The organism is Novosphingobium capsulatum NBRC 12533 (assembly GCF_001598375.1).
GTDB lineage: Bacteria > Pseudomonadota > Alphaproteobacteria > Sphingomonadales > Sphingomonadaceae > Novosphingobium > Novosphingobium capsulatum.
In genome coordinates this window covers 69,249-88,758 of record NZ_BCYV01000016.1, presented here as the reverse complement: position 1 = coordinate 88,758, position 19,510 = coordinate 69,249, and the positions used below count along the sequence as shown (strand labels likewise).

At 68.3% G+C, this 19,510-nt stretch carries 17 protein-coding genes; 9 read left to right on the top strand and 8 right to left on the bottom strand.

All coding sequences use genetic code 11. From position 1 onward, the window contains the following. Positions 1 to 51: 51 nt before the first annotated feature. From SCA01S_RS15755 to SCA01S_RS15745, 3 genes are all read left to right on the top strand, one after another. On the top strand, positions 52 to 480 hold the full coding sequence (locus SCA01S_RS15755; protein ID WP_062787313.1) for a hypothetical protein: 429 nt from the start codon (positions 52 to 54) through the stop codon (positions 478 to 480). A gap of 153 nt (positions 481 to 633) precedes the next feature. Continuing rightward, positions 634 to 3,060 carry a TonB-dependent receptor gene (locus SCA01S_RS15750; protein ID WP_062787310.1) on the top strand — a complete coding sequence of 809 codons (2,427 nt, stop codon included), beginning with the start codon at positions 634 to 636 and terminating at the stop codon, positions 3,058 to 3,060. After that, complete coding sequence (locus tag SCA01S_RS15745; protein ID WP_062787307.1) at positions 3,060 to 4,139, top strand: tyrosine-protein phosphatase; 1,080 nt, start codon at positions 3,060 to 3,062, stop codon at positions 4,137 to 4,139. Before SCA01S_RS15750 ends, SCA01S_RS15745 begins: the two co-directional genes overlap by 1 nt. Here SCA01S_RS15745 and SCA01S_RS15740 read toward each other — a convergent pair. The 3 genes from SCA01S_RS15740 to SCA01S_RS15730 form a co-directional block, all read right to left on the bottom strand. Then, positions 4,127 to 5,458 (bottom strand): APC family permease, encoded by a 1,332-nt coding sequence (locus SCA01S_RS15740; RefSeq protein ID WP_062787304.1) that lies wholly within the window; start codon positions 5,456 to 5,458, stop codon positions 4,127 to 4,129. The two genes, SCA01S_RS15745 and SCA01S_RS15740, sit on opposite strands and share 13 nt — an antisense overlap. Further along, positions 5,451 to 6,482 carry a histone deacetylase family protein gene (locus SCA01S_RS15735; protein WP_062787301.1) on the bottom strand — a complete coding sequence of 344 codons (1,032 nt, stop codon included), beginning with the start codon at positions 6,480 to 6,482 and terminating at the stop codon, positions 5,451 to 5,453. The genes SCA01S_RS15740 and SCA01S_RS15735 overlap by 8 nt, the downstream gene beginning before the upstream one ends. Positions 6,483 to 6,546: 64 nt before the next feature. Next, positions 6,547 to 7,449 (bottom strand): LysR family transcriptional regulator, encoded by a 903-nt coding sequence (locus SCA01S_RS15730; protein ID WP_062787298.1) that lies wholly within the window; start codon positions 7,447 to 7,449, stop codon positions 6,547 to 6,549. 125 nt (positions 7,450 to 7,574) lie between these two features. Between SCA01S_RS15730 and SCA01S_RS15725 the strand changes: the two genes are divergently transcribed. The 6 genes from SCA01S_RS15725 to SCA01S_RS15700 are packed head-to-tail and all read left to right on the top strand — an operon-like array spanning position 7,575 to position 13,394. Continuing rightward, the gene (locus SCA01S_RS15725) at positions 7,575 to 7,997 is read left to right on the top strand and encodes an organic hydroperoxide resistance protein (RefSeq protein ID WP_062787296.1); all 423 of its coding nucleotides are present in this window, start codon (positions 7,575 to 7,577) and stop codon (positions 7,995 to 7,997) included. 35 nt (positions 7,998 to 8,032) lie between these two features. Further along, positions 8,033 to 8,716, top strand: a complete 684-nt coding sequence (locus tag SCA01S_RS15720; RefSeq protein WP_062787424.1) for a type 1 glutamine amidotransferase domain-containing protein — start codon at positions 8,033 to 8,035, stop codon at positions 8,714 to 8,716. Positions 8,717 to 8,735: 19 nt separating this feature from the next. Next, a complete protein-coding gene (locus SCA01S_RS15715; protein ID WP_062787293.1) occupies positions 8,736 to 10,823 on the top strand; it encodes an FUSC family protein in 2,088 nt (695 codons plus the stop codon). Then, positions 10,820 to 11,053, top strand: coding sequence for a DUF1656 domain-containing protein (locus SCA01S_RS15710; protein WP_231627534.1), 234 nt, complete (start codon positions 10,820 to 10,822; stop codon positions 11,051 to 11,053). Before SCA01S_RS15715 ends, SCA01S_RS15710 begins: the two co-directional genes overlap by 4 nt. Further along, positions 11,053 to 11,991, top strand: a complete 939-nt coding sequence (locus tag SCA01S_RS15705) for an efflux RND transporter periplasmic adaptor subunit (protein WP_043610794.1) — start codon at positions 11,053 to 11,055, stop codon at positions 11,989 to 11,991. Before SCA01S_RS15710 ends, SCA01S_RS15705 begins: the two co-directional genes overlap by 1 nt. After that, entirely contained in the window at positions 11,988 to 13,394 is a 1,407-nt protein-coding gene (locus SCA01S_RS15700) for an efflux transporter outer membrane subunit (RefSeq protein ID WP_062787290.1), read from the top strand. The genes SCA01S_RS15705 and SCA01S_RS15700 overlap by 4 nt, the downstream gene beginning before the upstream one ends. Before the next feature lie 106 nt (positions 13,395 to 13,500). Here the strand turns inward: SCA01S_RS15700 and SCA01S_RS15695 are convergent, their stop codons facing one another. The 5 genes from SCA01S_RS15695 to SCA01S_RS15675 all read right to left on the bottom strand — a co-directional run bounded on the left by SCA01S_RS15695 (position 13,501) and on the right by SCA01S_RS15675 (position 19,497). Then, entirely contained in the window at positions 13,501 to 15,621 is a 2,121-nt protein-coding gene (locus SCA01S_RS15695; protein ID WP_245652679.1) for a xanthine dehydrogenase family protein molybdopterin-binding subunit, read from the bottom strand. A 14-nt stretch (positions 15,622 to 15,635) separates the two neighbouring features. Continuing rightward, entirely contained in the window at positions 15,636 to 16,100 is a 465-nt protein-coding gene (locus tag SCA01S_RS15690) for a (2Fe-2S)-binding protein (protein ID WP_054130772.1), read from the bottom strand. Between the two features lie 167 nt (positions 16,101 to 16,267). Then, a complete protein-coding gene (locus tag SCA01S_RS15685) occupies positions 16,268 to 16,645 on the bottom strand; it encodes a c-type cytochrome (protein WP_054130773.1) in 378 nt (125 codons plus the stop codon). A gap of 198 nt (positions 16,646 to 16,843) precedes the next feature. Then, complete coding sequence (locus SCA01S_RS15680) at positions 16,844 to 18,157, bottom strand: NAD(P)/FAD-dependent oxidoreductase (protein ID WP_084391052.1); 1,314 nt, start codon at positions 18,155 to 18,157, stop codon at positions 16,844 to 16,846. Then, a complete protein-coding gene (locus SCA01S_RS15675) occupies positions 18,157 to 19,497 on the bottom strand; it encodes a glutamine synthetase family protein (RefSeq protein ID WP_022678240.1) in 1,341 nt (446 codons plus the stop codon). The genes SCA01S_RS15680 and SCA01S_RS15675 overlap by 1 nt, the downstream gene beginning before the upstream one ends. Positions 19,498 to 19,510 lie beyond the last annotated feature (13 nt).

Here is a 19,510-nt window from a genome sequence, read left to right as displayed (position 1 = left end):
GTCCGGCTTGGAAGAAATGGTCTGATTACCCCTGTCCCCGTGGAACCCGCCATGAACGCTTTGCCCCGCTGCCCCCACCCCTCCCTTCTCCCGCTGGCCGCCCTGCTGCTCGGCGCGGGCGCGCTGCCCGTGGCGGCGCAGACGGCGGCCGTCCTGCCGGTGGTCAGCCTGGCGCCGCCGCCGGCCGGCGTGGTCGTTGCCACCCCGCGCGTCGTGCAACATGGCGATCACCTCGCCGTGGTGGCGATGATCCGCCATGGCGTGCAGACCGCCAATGTGCGCCAGGGCCAGCTTGTGGCGCGCTATCGCCTTGCCGGCGCGGCGAGCGATACGGTCGCCAGCGCGCGCTGCGATGTGCACCGCTGGCAGGAAGCCTGCACCGTGGCGCTGCCCGGGCTGACGGGCACCGGGTCGAGCGCCGCAGCGCTGGATGGCACCGCCCCGCAACAGGTGACCATCGCCTTTCAACCCCGCGCCTGATTGCCACGCCTGACCGAGATTCAGGACCAAAAGCCCGCAACTGCAAAAAATTTTCGGCTTGTTGCAGCGCAGTGACGAACCGGCACAGAGCGTCACCTGCCTGACATTCCCTCACCGTACTGGCCGCGCCAACACCAGTGAGGGAACCATTCCATGCCTATCCAGAACGCCACGCACCGTGGTGCGCGCCCGCATGCCCTGCGCACGGCCAGCGCCCTTGCCCTCTGCCTTGCCGGCGCCGCCCTGCCCGTCCTGGCGCATGCGGCCGCCGCCGAACCGGCGCCGGAGCCGGCCCCTGCCCCCGTGGCAGACCCCACGCTGACCAGCACGCTCGACCAGATCGTCGTCACCGCGCAAAAGCGCAAGACCGACCTGCAGAAGACGCCGATCGCCATCTCGGTGCTCAATGCCCAGGCCCTGGCCGATCGCCACATCCAGTCGCTGGTCGATCTGCAATCGGGCGGCGTGCCCAGCCTGCGCGTCGCCCCGTTCTATTCGCGCAATTCGGCGCTGATCATGAACATTCGCGGCATCGGCGTGCTGTCCGACAGCAACCAGCCCGCGCGTGACCAGGGCGTGGGCGTCTATGTCGACGGCGTCTATCTCGGCCGCGCCCAGGGCCTGGGCACCGCGCTCTATGACATCGAGAACATCGAAGTGCTCAAAGGCCCGCAAGGCACGCTGTTTGGCCGCAACACCGAAGGCGGCGCGATCAACATCGTGACCAAGAAGCCCAGCGGCGAATTCCATGCCAATGCCCTGGTCGGCGCCGGCAACTATGGCAGCTACAAGGGCGAGCTGCATGTCGATCTGCCCAAGTGGGGCAACCTGGCGGCCAAGATCGATGGCGTGGTGTCGCACCGCGACGGCCTGGTCAAGAACCCGCTGGCCGGGCAGACCGATTTCAACTTCTACACCAAGCGTGGCCTGCGCGGCGAAGTGCTGTGGACGCCGACGCCCGATTTCAGCGCCGACTATGCCTATGACACGTCATACGACGCATCGAGCCCGCTCTATGCCCAGACGGTGAGCGCCGGCACGCTCAAGCGCCCGGTGGCCTATCCGCTCGAACCCAACCGCGTGGGCGTGGCCGCCGTCGGCGTGACGCAGCAGCCCAGCGTGGGCAAGACCCACGGCCACCGCCTGCTGCTGGAATGGCACCTCGACCCGCACCTTCAGGTCAAGTCGATCGCCTCATACCGCGAATTGACCCAGTCGCAGTATGACAACGGCTCGGCCACGACCAGCGCGATCAGCGCCACCGGCAATTTCACCGGCGCCAAGTTCTCGCGCTACAGCCTGGCCCAGTTCCGTCAGAACCAGGCGAGCGAAGAGCTGCAACTGCTGGGCGATTATGACCGCGTGAAATTCGTGGCCGGCGCGATGTGGTATCAGGAAAAGGTCCAGGACAACGCCCAGGCGTTCTACACCATGGCCTTCTCCGATGCCGCCGGCAGCGCCACCACGGTGATCCCCTATGTCAGCTATGATGGCATTACCATCGACCGCGCCAGCCACGTCACCACCACCAGCGTGGGCGTGTTCGGCCAGGGCACCTATACCCCCGATCTCGCTGGTGACATGTTTCACCTGACGTTGGGCGCGCGCTGGACGCACGACAAGAAGGAAGGCTCGCTGTTCACCGTCAACGGCGCCACGCCTTCGGTCAACGGCGTCACCGCGCCGCGCCTGCTCGACGCCAGCTGGTCGCGCGTCGATCCGATGATCAACCTGGCGATTGATGCCAGCGAAGACGTGCATCTCTATGGCAAGTGGAGCACGGGCTACAAATCGGGCGGCGCCAACTCGCGCTCGCTCACCTATGCCCCGTTCAATCCCGAAACCGTCTCGATGTTCGAACTAGGCGCCAAGACCGAATTCTGGGACAAGCGCGCCCGCTTCAACGTGGCCGCCTACACCGGCACCTACAAGAACATCCAGCTCGATTTCAGCGCCAACTATCTGCAGTATGATGCCCAGGGCAACCTGCTCAACACCACCCGCACCACCACCGAAACCCACAATGCGCCAGGCACCGGGCGTCTCAAGGGGATCGAGGCCGATTTCACGGTCAAGCCCATCCCGCAGCTGACGCTGGGCGCCAGCTATGCCTATACCAGCGTCAAGATCCCCAATACGTCGAACCCGTTTCCGCAGGCCAACGGGGTGATCATCACCACCCCGATCCCGATCTACCAAGTCTATACGCCCAAGCATGCCGCCAGTGGCACGGTGGACGTCACCCTGCCGGTGGCTGCAGCGGAACTGCGCCTGCATCTCGATGCCAACTATGACAGCGGGTTCTACGCCAACTACGTCGATCCCGGCTTCAATACCGCTACGGGCGCTGTCACTCTGGCCCAGCCCAAGGGCGATGCCAGCGTGACGTTCAATGGCCGCATCGGCCTGGCTGACATTGCCCTGGGCGAAAACGGCGCCAAGATGCAGGTCTCGGTCTGGGGCCGCAACATCTTCAACGAACAGCATATATTCTACAAGGCGGCGAGCGCGCTGGTCGGTACCTATGGCTTCTTCAACGAAGCGCGCACCTGGGGCGTGGAAGCACAGGTGCGGTTCTGATGCGCCGCACCCATCTTGGCGCCTGGGCTCTCGGGCTCGTCCTGGCGGCCAGCCCGGCGCTCGCCCCGCAGACACTGGCCCGCGCCCACGATGCCATCGCCAGCCGTAGCGATCCCGCCACGCTGCTGGTCGATTGGCAGGCCAGCGGCCCGGTCGATGTCTATCTGGCGACCCGCCCCGATGCCCCGCTGGCCAACGCGCGGCCCGTGGCGCGCGCGGTGCGCAGCGGCCATGCCAAAGTGCGGGCCGCAGCCACGCCGCGCCCCTATGTGCTGCTGCGCGACCGATCCGATGGCCGCGTCACGCCCGTCGCTGAACGCATGCTGCCCCTGGCACAGGGATCGAACTTTCGCGATCTGGGTGGCTATCCGGCTGCCGATGGCAAGACAGTGCGCTGGGGCCTGATCTATCGGTCGGGCGCCACGCCGCTGCTATCGCCGGCCGATATCGCCATGGTGCGCGGCCTGGGCCTGACCACGATGGTCGACCTGCGCTCTGACGAGGAACGCCGCCTGGCGCCCACGCGCCTGGCCGGCCAGGTCCACCAGGACGCCGTGCCCTATTCGATGATGGCGCTGTTTGCCGGCAACCACGGCAAGGTCACCGGCAATGGCGGGGCGCTCTATCGCCAGTTTCCCACCCTGCTGGCGCCACAGGTGCGCCTGGTGTTCGATCGGCTCAAGGTCCATGCCGGCCCGATCGAATACAATTGCTCGGCCGGGCAGGATCGCACCGGGTTCATGACCGCGCTGATCCTCTCGGCGCTGGGCACCCCGCGCGCGGTGATCTTTCAGGACTATGACCTGTCCACCGCGCTGCGCCGCCCGGAATGGGAAATGCCCCGCATCGACGCGGCCACCGCCGCCAGCGATCCGGTCGCCCGGCTGTTTGCCGGCTATCAGGCCAACCCGGCGATGGCCCGGCCGCAACCGCTGCACGATCCCGATGGCCGCACGTTCCTCGCCAGCGCGCTGGACGAAATCGACACGCGCTATGGCTCGGTCGAAGGGTATCTCGACAAGGTGGCCGGTGTCAGCGCCGCCGATATCGCCGCGCTGCGCAAGGCCTATACCGAATAGGCCAGATCGCTGGACGGGGGCGGCGCATGGCGCGCTGCCCCTTGCCACCAGGCCAGCCCCAGGACCAGCCAGCCGCAGCCGAGCAGCAGCGCCCAGGCGCCCATGCCCGTAAGGATCGCGGCGATTACCGCCAGGCCGACCACGGGCGAGACCACGTGGAGCGCCAGTTTGCGCCGCGCCGACTTGCGGAAATGCACGAAGACGCACACGTGCAGCAGGGCAAACCCAGTCAGCGCGCCAAAGTTGACCAGCGTCGCCAGGAAATCCAACGCATCGCGAAACGCCAGCGCCACCACCAGCGACAGGCCCGTCGTGGCCAGCATCGCCACCCAGGGCGTGTTGTGGCGCGGGTGCAGCCGGGCAAAGGCGCCGGGCACCTGGCCATCGCGCCCCATGGCATAGAGCACGCGCGCCACGCCCACCTGCATCGGCAGGGCATTGGTAAAGCCCACCATCAGCGCAGTGAACCAGGCGAGCGCCGGCCTGGCCCAGCCACCCAGCAGCATGCCCGCCACATCGTAATGGGCCGCCTCCAGGCTGGCAAAGTGCCGCCCGACCATGGCATTGCCCAGAACCCAGGTGGAAAGGCCGAAAAACACCGTGGCTAGGGCCAGCACCGCCAATATCGCCCGGCCCAGCGTGCGCCCGCTGCGATCGGCAGTATCTTCCGCCAGGGTCGATACCGCATCAAAGCCCAGGAAGCTCAGCACACAGACCGACGTGCCCGCCAGCACCCCGCGCCAGGGCAGCGGATCGGCCCAGACCGGTGCCGGCGAAAACGCCTGCTCCGGCCCCAGGAAGACAATCCCCGCGCCCACCAACAGGGCGGTGATGGCAATCTGGCTGATCACGCTCACCGCATTGAACACGCTGGTCGAGCGAATGCCGAACCAGTTGACCGCAGTGGTGAATGCCAGCAGCGCCACGATCCACACCGCGCGGTCGACATCCGGCATCAACTGGCCCAGCGCCACGGCCATGATCACATAGACCAGCGAGGGGATCAGCAGGTAATCGAGCAGGATCATCCAGCCGCCCATGAATCCGGCAAACGGCCCCAGCGCGGCGCGGGCAAAGCCATAGAGCGATCCTGCGTTGCGCACCTCGCGCACCATCACGGCATAGCTGGTGGCGGTGAACGCCATGCACAGCCCGCCCAGGAGATAGGACAGCGCGATCAGCCCGTGGGCCTTGCCCCAGACCACGCCCAGCGTATTGAGCGGCGCCGATGGCGCGATCAGCGCCAGGCCATAGCCGATGAGGTGCCAGAACCCCAATCGGCCCTGCAGCGCAGCTCCCGTGCCGGCCCCATCAGCCATGGGCAAAGCCTTCGAGCACATTGGCCACGTTGGTGCCGATGTCGCCCACGGCATAGCCGCCTTCCATCACGAACAGCGTGGGCAGGCCCAGCGCCGCCACCCGCGCCCCGATGCGGGTGAAATCGGCGCTCGCCAGCTTGAAATGGCTGATCGGATCGCCGGCAAAGGTATCGACCCCCAACGACACCACCAGCGCCTGCGCGCCGCATGCCGCGATGGCCGCGCAGCCTGTATCGAGCGCGGCCAGGTAGGCCCCGGCCGCCGTGCCCCAGGGCAATGGCAGGTTGAGAGTGCACCCCTGCCCGGCGCCGCTGCCGGTTTCATCGGCAAAGCCGGCAAAGAACGGGTATTCCACCGCCGGATCGCCGTGGAGCGAGGCGAAGAACACGTCGGCGCGGTCATAGAAGATCGCCTGCGTACCATTGCCATGGTGATAGTCGACATCGAGCACCGCCACCTTCGCCACCCCGGCATCGCGCATCGCCTGCGCCGCGATCGCGGCATTGTTGAGATAGCAAAAGCCGCCCATCGCGCGCGGGCCCGCGTGGTGGCCGGGCGGGCGGCACAGGGCAAAGGCGGCGCGCTCTCCGCCCAAGACCGCTGCCGCGCCGGTCAGCGCGCAATCGGCGCTGGCCTGAACCGCCGCCCACGTGCCAGCCGTGATCGGCACGGCGGCATCGATGCTGTAGAACCCCAGCTTGCCATCGATGTGAGCGGGCACGCGGTCTGCGCGCAGGTCGCGCGCCGGCCAGGCATAGGGCAAGGCATCGCCGATTTCGCCCAGCGCGCACCATTCGTCCCAGGCGCTGGCCAGGAAATCGACATAGTCGGCCGCGTGCACCCGCTCCACCGGCGCGCGCCCGTGCCGCACCGGCGCCACCACCGGGCCCAGCCCGCGCCCGGCCACGCTGGCCAGGATCTGCTCCACCCGCGCCGGCATTTCAAAGCAGGGCACGATCCGCCCGCGATAGAATTCGCCCGCGCCGTGATGCAGGCGATGGTCGTCGCTGTGGATCGTCAACATGGTGCCCCCGCCATGACCGCTGTGATCGCAGCATCATGGCGCAATCACCCGCGATGACAAGCGCCTATTGCTGGTAAAGGCGCCAGATCAGCGCATGGCGCACGTGGGCCACGCGCGGCTGGCGCAGCGCGGCGGGCGACCACAGCAGGTGATAGCTCAGGTGATCCTGCCCGGCGGCGGTGCCGGGAATATCGGCAAGGTCGCCGGCTTCGAGATGCGCGCGGCACAGATATTCGGGCAAAACCGTCCAGCCATGCCCGCCCATCAGCAGACCGCGCAGGCTGCGCACGTCCAGCCCGACCATCGCCGGCGTGGTCAGTTCGGGGTTCAGGCCATTGTGGCGCAGCCAGTTGTCGATCAGCGGGTAATCGAGGCCGTAGGACAGCAGCGGCAGCCCGGCCAGGAACGTGGCAAGATCCGTCCCCGCGGCCAGCGCCGCGCGCAGCCGCGCCACCACCGCAGGCGCTGCCACGGCGCGGGTCGCCTCGTCGCGCAAATGCTCCCCGCGCAGGCGGCGGTCTGCGGCGGGAAATCCCGAAACGCCCAGGTCTGCCTCGCCATGGATCAGCATGCGCTCGATCTCGCCCCGCGTGCCGCCGTGCAGGCGCACGCGAATGCCGCTTTCCAGCAGCGTGCCCAACTGCGGCGCCACCACTTCCGACAGGAAATCGGGATGCCCCACGATCTGGATCGACCCGGCCAGCAAGGCCGATCGCGCGCGGGCCTGCGCCAGCGCCGCCTCGGCCTGGTCCAGCCGGTCGCCAATGTCCGATGCCAGCTCATCGGCCGTGCCCGTGGGCACCACCCCGCGCCCGTGCCGTTCGAACAGCGGCCGGCCGATGGTCTCTTCCAGGCTGGCGATCTGCTGGGAGATGGCCGGCTGGGTCAATCCCAGGTTGCGCGCCGCCGTGGTGAACGAGCGCTGGCGATAGACTTCGACAAAGGCGCGCAGGCGGTTGAGCGACATGGCGCAATCCATAAGGAATTTTATGGATGTTGGCTACAACGCTTCTTGGCGCGTCGTCGCGTTCGCGCCTAGATGCCCTGTCCCAACGGCCAATGCCCCGGTTCTGCCGCTTGAGAGACCCGTCCATGCTCACCGATTGCCTCTATCAGGCCAGCGCCAGCGCGCATGGCGGCCGCGAAGGCCAGGTTGCGACCAGCGATGGCACGCTGCATGCCTGGCTTGATCTTCCCGCCGAACTGGGCGGCCGTGGCCATGGCAACAATCCCGAGCAGCTGTTTGCCGCAGGCTATGCCGCGTGTTTCCTCAGCACGATGAAAACGCTGAAGAATCAGAATCATCCGCCGCTTCCCGGCGATGCCAGGGTTACCGCCACGGTGGGCCTTGCGCCCCGCCCCGAAGGCGGCTTTGGCCTGGGCATCACGCTGGCGGTATCCTTGCCCGGCATGGATCCAAAACGCGCTCGTGCGTTGATGGAGGCCGCCCATGGGGCCTGCCCTTATAGCCGGGCGATCATGGGGAATGTCCCTGTCCATCTTTCGCTGGCATGATCGCTTCGATCGGCCAGCCGCTCTGGAGTAAATCCATGAAGATTCTTATGGTCCTGACCTCGCACGACGAACTTGGCAACACTGGCCACAAGACCGGCTTCTGGCTGGAAGAGTTTGCCGCCCCCTATTACGTGTTCAAGGATGCCGGGGCCGAGATCGTCCTGGCCTCGCCCGCCGGCGGGCAGCCCCCGCTCGATCCGCGCAGCGATGAACCCGATGCCCAGACGCCTGCCACCGAGCGTTTCCGCGCCGATACTGCCGCGCAGCAGGCGCTGGCCCACACCACGCCGCTGGCCGATGTCGATGCTGCCGGCTTTGACGCGGTGTTCTATCCCGGCGGCCACGGCCCGCTGTGGGATCTGGCGGAAAGCCCGGTGTCCATCGCCCTGATCGAAACCTTTGATCGCGCCGGCAAGCCGCTCGGCCTGGTCTGCCACGCCCCCGGCGCGCTGCGCCACGTCAAGGGCGCCGATGGCCGCCCGATCGTGGCCGGCCGCCCCGTCACCGGCTTTTCCAACAGCGAGGAAGACGCCGTGGGCCTGACCCAGGTCGTGCCGTTCCTGATCGAGGATGAATTCAAGGCGCAGGGCGGCGACTATCGCAAGGGCCCGGATTGGGGCGTGTTCACGCTGGAAGACGGCAACCTGGTAACCGGGCAGAACCCGGCCAGCTCTGAAGCGGTGGCGCGCATCCTGCTGCGCCAGTTGCAAGCGGCCTGAACGAAAGCAGCCCGATCCCATGTTCCTGTTTCCCAAAGCCTGGGTGCAACCCCTGCTGTTCTCGGCCAAGACCGTGGCAGCGGGATTCCTGGCGCTGTGGATCGGGCTGTGGGTCGGGCTGCCGTTCCCGTTCTGGGCGATGACCACCGCGTTCATCGTCTCCAATCCGCTGGCCGGGGCCACCCGCTCCAAGGCGATCTACCGCGTGATCGGCACCTTTGTCGGCGCGGTCTTTGCCGTGGCCGTGGTGCCGGTGCTGGTCGATACGCCGATGATCCTGTCCACCGTGCTGGCGCTGTGGGTCGGTGGCTGCCTCACCGTGTCGCTGCTCGATCGCTCGGCGCGGTCCTATACCCTGATGCTGGCGGGCTATACCGCCGCGATCATCGCCTTTCCTTCCGTCAACCAGCCCTATGCCGTGTTCGATACCGCGGTTGCCCGCGTTACCGAAATCACGCTGGGCATCGTTGCCGCCACGCTCACCCACAGCCTGTTCCTGCCGCAATCGGTGGCCGTGCCGCTGGGCGCGCGGCTGGAACGCTGGCTGAGCGATGCCGAAGCCTGGCTCGCCGATTGCGTGCGCAGCGCCGATGACGGCGGCGCCCCGCGCCGCGCCCCGCGCGAACAGCAGCAACTGGCCGTCGACGTGGTCGATTGCGCGCTGATGGCCATTCACGTGCCCTATGATACCTCGCACTGGCGCGAGATGACCGGCACGCTGCGCGCGCTGCTCGAACGCATGCTCGTGCTGCTGCCGCTGCTCTCGGGCCTGTCAGACCGGCGCAGCGCCATCGCCACCGAAGATGCCTGCGCCGATCCCGATCTGGAAAGCGCCCAGGCCGCCACCCGCGCCTGGATCGCGGCGGGTTGCCCCGCGCTCGATCGCCCGGCGATCGCCGTGCCCGAAAGCATACGCCCGCAATCCTGGCACGATCTGCTGGCAACCAGCTATCGCGTGCGCCTGGCCCAGGTGGTGACGCTGCTGGCCGATTGCCGCCAGGCGCTCGACCACCTGCGTGATCCACGCCAGCCGCTGCCCGCCTCGTTGCGCAGCCCGCGCGCCGCGCTGCGCCTGCACCAGGATCTGGGCCATGCCTTGATGGCGGGCATCGCCGCGTCAGTGGCCGTGATCGCCTGCTGCGCGCTGTGGATCTATTCCGGCTGGGCCGATGGCGCGGGCGCGGCGGCGATGACGGCGGTGTTCTGCTGCCTGTTTGCCGCGATGGACAATCCCATCCCGGTCATCCTGCGCTTTGGCGTGGCGATCTGCGCGGGCGTGCCACTGGCAGGCATCTACCTGTTCGAAGTGCTGCCCTATGTGCACGATTTCACGGCGCTGGCACTGGTCATGGCGCCCACCCTGTTGGCAATCGCCGCGTTCATTCCCCATCCGCGCCTGGGTGGCCAGGCCACTGCCATGGCCATGGGGTTCTGCAGCGCGCTGGCCATCCAGGAAAGCTTCCACCCCGATTTCGAACGCTTTGTGAACAGCAACATCGGCCAGGTCCTGGCCGTGGTCCTGGCCGCCGGGTTCACCGCCGGCCTGCGCAACCTGGGCACCGACGTGGCGATCGCCCGCCTGCTGCGCGCGCTGCAACGCGATCTGGTGCGGCTGTCGACAACCGCCACGCCGCCCGATCCCGCGCTGGCGCTGGGCCGGGTGATCGACCAGACCGCCCTGCTGACGCAGCGCCTGGGCGCTGATCCCGCCGGCTCGCTGGCGGCGCAGGCCGCGCTGCGCGAGGTGCGCCTGGCGATCAACCTGGTGGCGATCCAGCATGCCCGCGCCGCCGCGCCGCTGCGCCAGCAGCGCGCGCTGGCCAGCCTGCTGCGCGAGGCGGCCCGCTATTTCCGCGCCTGGCGCCCCGATGCCCCGCCCCCGGCCGATGCCCGGCTGCAGCACCGCATCGATCGCGCGCTGCGCCTGATCCTCAAGGAAGGCGGCCCGGTGCGACCGCCGCCGCTGCCCTTTGGCCACCCGGATGCGCCCGATGCGCCCCATGCCATCGCCGCGCTGATCGCCCTGCGCCGCAATCTTTTCCCCAATAGCCCCGGCCCGGTCCTGCCCCTGGCAGCAGCCCCCGCCGTGGTGGAGCCACTGGCATGAACCCGCCGACGCCTGCTTTTTCCGAATACATGTTCGGCGAAGTCTTCGTGGCTTCGGCGCCGGTCACCGCCACGGTCGCGCTGATCCTCGCGCTGATCGTGCACCGCGTGCTGGTGGCACTGCGTTTCTACCGCTGGGTCTGGCACCCGGTCTTGTTCGATACTGCCATGTTCGTGGCATTCTGGGCGCTGCTCGTGCGCTTTCCCCAGTTGATCAATGGATGGCTCTGATGTCGCTGCTCGCTTCCCCCACCTTTCGCAAGACCGTCCAGATCGGCGTGACCGGCGCCATCGTCATCGTCGCGGCCATCGGCGCGCGTTCGCTGTGGCTGCATTACCAGGCCGACCCGTGGACGCGCGATGGCCGCGTGCGCGCCGATGTGGTGCAGGTGGCACCCGATGTGCAGGGCCTGGTCACCCAGGTCGCCGTGGTCAACGACCAGCCGGTGCACAAGGGTGACGTGCTGTTCCAGATCGATACCGCGCGCTATGCCCTGGCCGTGCGCCAGGCCGACGATGCCATCGCCCAGGCCCGCACCGGGATCACCCGCGCCCGCGTCGCCCTGGCCGAGGCCCAGCGCGAGGCAGCGCGCAACCGTGGCCTGGGTGATCTGGTGCCGCTGGAAGTGACGCAGCAGAGCGAGACCAAGGTGGCTGACGCCCAGGCCCAGGTCGCTGCCGCTCAGGTCATGCTGGAAACCGCGCAAAGCCAGCGCGAGATGGCCCGGCTGAACCTTGATCGCACCACCGTGCGCGCCCCGGTCGATGGCACGATTTCCGACCAGACGCTGCGCCCGGGCAACTATGTCGCGCCGGGCAAGGCGGTGATGGCGCTGGTCGACAACAGTTCGCTGCGCATCGAGGGCTATTTCGAGGAAACCAAGCTGGCCCATGTCCACGTTGGTCAGCGCGCCACCGTGCGCCTGATGGGCGAGGATCGCCTGCTCAAGGGCCATGTCACCTCGATCGCTATGGCGATCGAGGATCACGATCGTACCGGCAGCGCCTCGATGCTGCCCTCGATCAACCCCAGCTTCTCCTGGGTGCGCCTGCCCCAGCGCGTGCCGGTGCGCATCGCCCTGGATGAACGCCCGGCCAATGTCGCGCTGATCGCCGGGCGCACCGCGTCGGTCACCCTCGCGCCCGACAAGCAGGAGAACGCCCGGTGAAGCGCCTTTTCCTGATCGGTTCGGCCATGCTGGCACTGGCCGGCTGCAAGGCGGTTGGCCCGGATTACCACGTGCCCCAGGACGCGGTGATCACGCGCCCGGCGGCGCAGGGCGCATTCCAGTCCGCCCCTGCCGCGCTCACCACGGCCGATCCGCTGCCGGCGCGCTGGTGGCATCTCTATGATGATCCCGTGCTCGATGGGCTGGAAGAACAGGCGCTGGCTGCCAATACCGATCTGCGCGTGGCTGCGGCCAACCTTGCCCGCGCGCGCGCCGTCACGGCCGTGGCCGAAGGCGGCAAGGAAGTGGATTTCGGCGTTTCGGCCGGGGCGCAGCACGCGCGCCTGTCGGGGCAGTCCTATCTGCAGAACGAGCAGTTGCCCGTTGCCGATATCGGCGATGTGGGGGCGGAAATGAGCTATCAGATCGATCTGTTCGGCCGGATCCGCCGCCAGATCGAGGCAGCCCGTGCCGATGAGGAGGCCATCGCCGCCACGCAGGATGCGGTCAAGGTCACTGTCGCGGCCGATGTGGCGCGGGCCTATGTCGGCGTGTGTGCCGCCCACGCAGCCGAAGACCTGGCGCAGCGCGCGATTACCCTGCAAGGGCATCTGGTCGATATCAACCGTCGCCTGGTCTCGGCCGGGCGCAGCGCCGCTCCCGATGTTACCGCCGCGCAAGGCCGCCTGGCCCAGGCGCAGGCCGCTCTGCCCATCTATCGCGCCGCCGCGCGGGCCGCGCTCTATCGCCTGGCCGCGCTGACCGGCAAAGTGCCGGCCGATTACCCGCGCGAGGCGGAGAGCTGCCGCAGCGTGCCCGAGATGAAAACGCCGCTGCCGGTGGGCGACGGCGCGGCCCTTCTGCGCCGCCGCCCTGATGTGCGCGCGGCAGAGCGGCAACTGGCCGGCGCCACTGCGCGCATCGGCGTAGCCACGGCCGATCTCTACCCCTCGATCGGCATCGGGCTTTCCGCCGGCTCCACCGGCTTCGTCAAGGATCTCGGCCTGCCGGCAGCCAATCGCTGGTCGATCGGCGGGCTGCTGCACTGGTCGATCCCGGGCGCCGGCGCCCGCGCGCGGGTCAAGGCGGCCGATGCCAGTGCCGATGCAGCGCTCGCGCATTTCGATGGCGTGGTGCTCGGCGCCTTGCGCGAAACCGAAACGGCGCTCGCCACCTATGCCGAAAACCACGATCGCCATGCCGCGCTGGATGAAGCGCTGGCCTCTGCCCGCACCGCGTCGGACCAAGCCCGCCGCCTGCGCGAGGCCGGCCGCGCTGCCATCACCAGCGACATCGGCGGCCGCCAGGGCGTGATCGGAGCCGAAGCCGCCGTGCTCAATTCGCGCGTGGAACTGGCCAACGACCAGGTCAACCTGTTCCTGGCGCTCGGCGGCGGCTGGTAAAGCAGAGAAAGCGGGACCCCGGATCAAGTCCGGGGTGACGATGAATAGCCCAATACCCTTTTCGTCGCCCCGGACTTGATCCGGGGCTCCACGCAAACCTGTCGGCTCAGGCCGCCTCGAACCCGGCCTGCAATGGCACCTGCCGCACCCGCTTGCCCGTGGCGGCAAACAGCGCATTGGCCACCGCCGGGGCGATCACCGCCGCGGGCGGTTCGCCCATGCCGCCCGGCGCGTTGTCCGTCGGCATCACGTGGGTGATCACGCGCGGCGCCTCGTTCATGCGCAGCGGGCGCACGTCGTTGTAGTTGGACTGGGCGATACGGCCCTTTTCCAGCGTCACCCCGCCATAGAGCGCGGCCGACAGGGCAAAGGTCACCCCGCCTTCGATCTGCGCCTTCACGCCCAGGGGGTTGATCGCCGGGCCGCAATCCACCGCCACGGTCACCTGCGGCACCAGGATCTGCTTTTGCGCATCGACCTTCACATGGGCCACCGCCGCCAGGCAGGTGTCCCAGATGTGCAGCACGGCCAGGCCCAGCCCTTCGCCCTTGGGCAGCGCCTTGCCCCAGCCAGCCTCGGCCGCCGCCTTTTGCAGCACCGCCCGCGCCCGTGGGTCGGTGATCTGCGCCAGGCGCCAGGCCAGCGGATCCTGCCCGGCGGCCAGCGCCAGTTCGTCGGCAAAGCTTTCGATCACAAACGTGTTGCGCAGGCCGCCCACGCCACGCCACCAGCCGGTGGGCATGGCGCTTTCCACCTGCTTGAACGTAACCAGCCGCGCCTTGGCCGGGTAGAGCGGGGCAATCGCGCCATCCACGGCGTCATCGTCCACGCCGTTGAACTTGTCGCCGAGGAAGCGCGCCATCACCGCCGATCCGGCAATGCGATGCTCCCACGCGGTGACCTTGCCCGCTTGGTCCAGGCTGGCGCTGATGCGATCGGCATAGGCCGGGCGCACCATGTCGTGCTGGATATCCTCCTCGCGCGTCCACACCAGCTTGACCGGATAGGGCACCTTGGCCGCCAGGCTGACCGTGCGCTCCACCATGTCGGTTTCCAGCCGCCGGCCAAAGCCGCCGCCCATCAGGAAGTTGTGCACCTGCACTTTGTCTTCGCCCAGGCCCAGCACGCGGGCAGCAGCCGCGCGGCAGTCGCTGGGCACTTGCGTTCCGGTCCACACCTGGACGCCCTGCGGCGTGACATGGGCGGTGCAATTGCCCGGCTCCATCGTGGCATGGGCCAGGAATGGCTGGTGATAGAGCGCTTCAAGGGTCTTGGCGGCGCCGGCGCGGGCCTGGGCCAGATCGCCCTCGGCCTTGGCGGTCACGCCCGGCTTGGCCACGGCGGCATCGAGCGCGGACACGACCTGGGCCTGGTCCAGCCCGGCGTTGGCGCCCTCGTTCCAGGTCGGCGAGGCGGCTTCCAGGCCCTTCTTGGCCGTCCACAGGCTGTCAGCCGTCACGAACAGGCAGTCATCCAGCGCGATCACGTCTGCCACGCCGGGCACGGCCTTGGCCGCTGCGGTGTTGTGGCCGGCCAGCTTGCCGCCGAACACCGGTGATTGCGCCAGCGTGGCAATCTTCATGCCCGGCACTTTCACATCGATGCCGAACTGCGCGGTGCCGCGCACCTTGTCCGCCGAATCGAGCCGACGGGTATCCTTGCCGATCACTTTCCAGGCCGATCGCGGCGTGGGTGTGGCGTCGGTGGGCACATGCGCGGCGGCATCGGCGACCAGCGCGGCGAAGCCCAGCCGCTTGCCCGATGCCGGGTTCACCACCGCGCCATCGGCCAGGGTCAGGCCATCGGGCATGACTTTCCACTGCCGCGCCGCCGCATCCACCAGCGCGGCGCGCGCATTGGCAGCGGCCTGGCGCAGCGGCTTCCACAGCTCGCGGATCGACGTGGAACCACCCGTGGTGGTATCGATCGGGGCAAAGCGGGCGCGGTCGGCCGGCGGGATCGAAACCTTGATCGCGCTGGGCGCCAGGCCCAGTTCCTCGGCCACCAGCATGGTCAGCGCGGTCATGATGCCCTGGCCCATTTCGGTCTTGGGCAGGGCAAGCGAAACGGCGCCATCGGGCAGCACCGCAAGATAGCCATTGGCCGCCAGCTGGGCGGCGGGAACGCTGCTCAACGCGCGGTGCAGCGGCACCACCAGGGCGCTGGCCAGCACGGCCGATCCGGCCAGGAACGCGCGGCGCGAAGGGGTGGCGATGGGCGTGGTCATCGGCGTTCCCTCCCTCAAGCCTTGATCGTGTCGGCGGCGCGATGGATCGCGGCGCGGATGCGGTTATAGGTGCCGCAACGGCAGATATTGCCGCTCATCCCTTCATCGATGGCGGCATCGTCGGGCTTGGGATTGGCCTTGAGCAGCGCGGCGGCGGCCACGATCTGCCCGGGCTGGCAATAGCCGCACTGCACCACGTCCAGCTCTTCCCAGGCGGCCGCCAGGGCCTGCCCCAGCGGCTGGCCGGTCAGCCCCTCGATCGTGGTCACGGCCTTGCCGGCCACATCGGCCACCGGTGTCTGGCAGGCAAACAGGCGTTGCCCGTCCACCAGCACGCTGCACGCGCCGCACAGGCCCGCCCCGCAACCGAATTTCACGCCGGTCACCCCGGCGATATCGCGCAAGGCCCACAGCAGCGGCATGTCTTCCGCCACGGCCAGGGTGCGTTGCTTGCCATCGATTGTCAGCGAAACAGGCATGTGCGGTGCTCCGGTCTAATGGGCGTGGTCTGGCGTTCGCTCCCTCGTCGTCATCCCGGACTTGATCCGGGATCCCGCTTTTTGCTCATCCAGCCCCAAAGGGTAGCGGGACCTCGGGTCAAGCCCGGGGTGACGATGATGGGGCGCATCTTACGCCATCACGGGCATCAGTGCAGGGTCTTGAGATAGGCGATCACGTCGGCGCGCTTCTTGGCATCGGGAATGGCCACGACCATGCGCGTGCCCGGCACCAGCTTGCCCGGCGCGGTCAGGAAGGTGTCCAGCGTCTTGGGATCCCAGGTCTTGCCCGAATTCTTGAGCGCGGTGGAATAGGCAAACGCGGTGGAACCGGCCTGGCGCCCGACCACGCCCCACAGGTTGGGCGCGGCAAAGCCCTTGGCGCCGGCGGTGTTGACATGGCACATCTGGCACTGCTGCTTGAACATGGCGGCCCCGGCAGCGGCATTCTGGGCATGGGCCACAGGCGCCGTCACGGCTGCGGCCAGGCCCACCAGGGCAGAAACGAACAGGGGGATACGACGCATTATCGACCGTCCTTCAGGTGTTGATCGCGGATATCCCGGCCACGGAGTGGCAGCGGGATCGTAACGTGGGATCGAAGGCGCTCGGCCGGACAGGACCGCCACCAACCAAGCGATTGTGCACGATCGACCCGCAAAGGTCCATCGATTCAGCCATGGATGAGGCATCGATTCAGGCACAATGCCGCCCATATGCGCGGCTCACACCCCCAGCCGATCGCGCAGCGTGTACCACAGCGATCCCAGGGTAGAGAGCGGCGCACGAAAGCGCTGCCCGCCGGGAAAGGGCGGGTGCGGCAGATCGGCAAACACGTCAAAGCGCGCATGCTGCCCGGCGATCGCCTCGCCCAGCAGGCGGCCCAGCAATTGCGTGGTCGTCACGCCGTGGCCGCTGTCACCATGCGAATAGAACACCTTGGGTGAAAGCCGGCCGATCTGCGGCATGCGGCTCAGCGTCATGGCAAAGGTGCCGCTCCACGCGAACTCCAGCTTCGCGTCCTTGAGCTGCGGAAAGGTCTTGATCAGGCCGGGGCGGATCTTGGCTTCCACGCTGGCCGGGTCCTGCCCGCCATAGACGATGCCGCCGCCATAAAGCAGGCGCCCGTCGGCCGTGCGGCGGAAATAGTCGAGGATGTAGTTGGCATCCTCCACGCAGGCATTGCTGGGCAAGAGCTGCGCGGCCAGATCGCCCAGCGGCTCGGTCGTCACCACCTGGCTCGATACCGGCATGATCTGCCCCGATAGCCAGGGCAGCGTCTTGCCGAGATAGGCATTGCCGCACACCACCAGGGTATCGGCGGTCACCTCCCCTTGCGCAGTGACCACGCGCGGGCGCGGCCCGCTGTCATCCACCTGGGTCACGCGGCTGTGTTCGAACAGGCGGCCGCCCAGCTGCTCGAACGCGGCGGCTTCGCCCAGCAGATAGTTCAGCGGATGGAAATGCCCCCGCAGTGGATCGAGAATACCGCCGACATAGCGATCGCTCTGGACATGGGCGCGCAGGGCCTCGCGGTCGAGCACGGTGATCCCGGCATGGCCATGTGCGGCCCAGACCTGCTGCTCTTCCTCCAGCCCGCGCATCTGCTTGGCGGTCAGCGCCACGCCCAGCCCGCCATCCACCAGATCGCAAGCGATGCCATAGCGCGCCACGCGGTCGCGGATGATCGCGGCGCCTTCCAGCGCCACTGCGCCCAATGCGCGCGCCACGTCTGGCCCGTGCCGCGCTTCCAGCACGTCAAGCCCGCGCGAATAGCCGTTGATCAGCTGGCCGCCATTGCGGCCCGATGCGCCCCAGCCCACGCGCTCGCTTTCGAGCACGATCACGTCGATGCCCTTTTCGGCCAGCTCCAGCGCCACCGAAAGGCCGGTGAACCCGGCCCCGATCACGCAGACCGTGGCACGCTGCGCGCCCTGCAATACCGGCCGCTGCGGCGCCGGGTTGGCGCTGGCGGCATACCAGGTGGGCATCCCGGCATAGGGCGCCGCCTGGTGCAGGCCCGGCACCGCCATGTCCATCACAGCAATCCCAGGTAGGTATCGTATTCAAACCGGTCGATCTGGCCCAGGAACGCGGCGCGGTCCTGCTGCTTGCACGCCAGGAAGATATCGCGGAAGCGCGCGCCGAACATGCCCGCCGCGCGTTCAGAGGCGGCAAAGGCGGCCTGCGCCGCGCCCCATTCCACCGGCAGCGGCGCGCCGGCACCAGGATGCAGCGGGTCTTGCGCCGGCGGCGGCATCACCGCGTCCTCGATCCCCTGCAGCATCGCACCCAGCATCGCCGCCATGGCCACGTGCGGGTTCACGTCTGCCCCGGAGATGCGATGCTCGATCCGCGTGGCCTTGGCATCACCCACGATCACCCGCACCGCGGCCGAGCGGTCATCAATGCCCCAGCTGGCCGAGACCGGCGCATGGGCATCGGGCCGGAAACGGCGGAACGAGTTGTAGTTGGGCGCAAACGCCAGCATCGTTTCGGGCATCGCCGCCAAGAGGCCGGCCACTGCGTGCAGCAGCATGTCGGCCGGGCCGCCCTCGGGCTTGGCCAGCACGTTCTTGCCCGCTGCATCGTTGAGGCTGGCATGGATATGCATGCCGCTGCCCGAACAATCGCCATAGGGCTTGGCCATGAACGTCGCGCCCAGCCCGTGGTGCGCCGCCAGCGCGCGCACGATGCGCTTCATCAGCACGGTATCGTCGGCCGCGGCCAGTGCATCGGCGCGGTGCAGCAGGTTCAGTTCGTATTGCCCCGGCCCCGCCTCGCTGATCACCGCGTCGGCGGGAATGCCCATGGCGTGGGCCAGCGCCATGATCTCGTCGAACAGTGCGGCATGGGCAGACAGCGCCGTGGTCGAGAGCGTGTCGTTGCGGCGCAGATTGCCATCGGGCGGCACCGGCACGCCGTTTTCCAGGCGATAGAGGTAGAACTCCAGTTCGGTCGCCACCACCGGGGTCAACCCCCGCGCGGCATAGCGCGCCAGCAGGGCCTGCAACATCCCGCGCGGATCGGCCACCACGGGGCCGCCATCCTTGTCGACCATGCCCAGGAACACCTGCGCGCTATCCTCGCCCAGCCACGGCGCCTTGCTCCAGCGCCCGGCCACCGGCCAGCACAGCCCATCGGGATCGCCCGTGCCAAACGCCAGGCCTGCGCCCGCCACGTCACAGCCCCAGGCATCGAGGGCAAAGACCGAAAGCGGCATCGGCAGGCCCTTGGCCGCCAGGGCCACGGCCTTGTCGCGCACCAGCCATTTGCCCTTGGGCGCACCGTTCACGTCGGTGAGAAAGGCTTCCACTCGGGTCACTTCGGGATGGGCGGCAAGCCAGGCGGCAAAGGACGAGGCGGTTTCTTGTGTCATGGTGTGATCACAT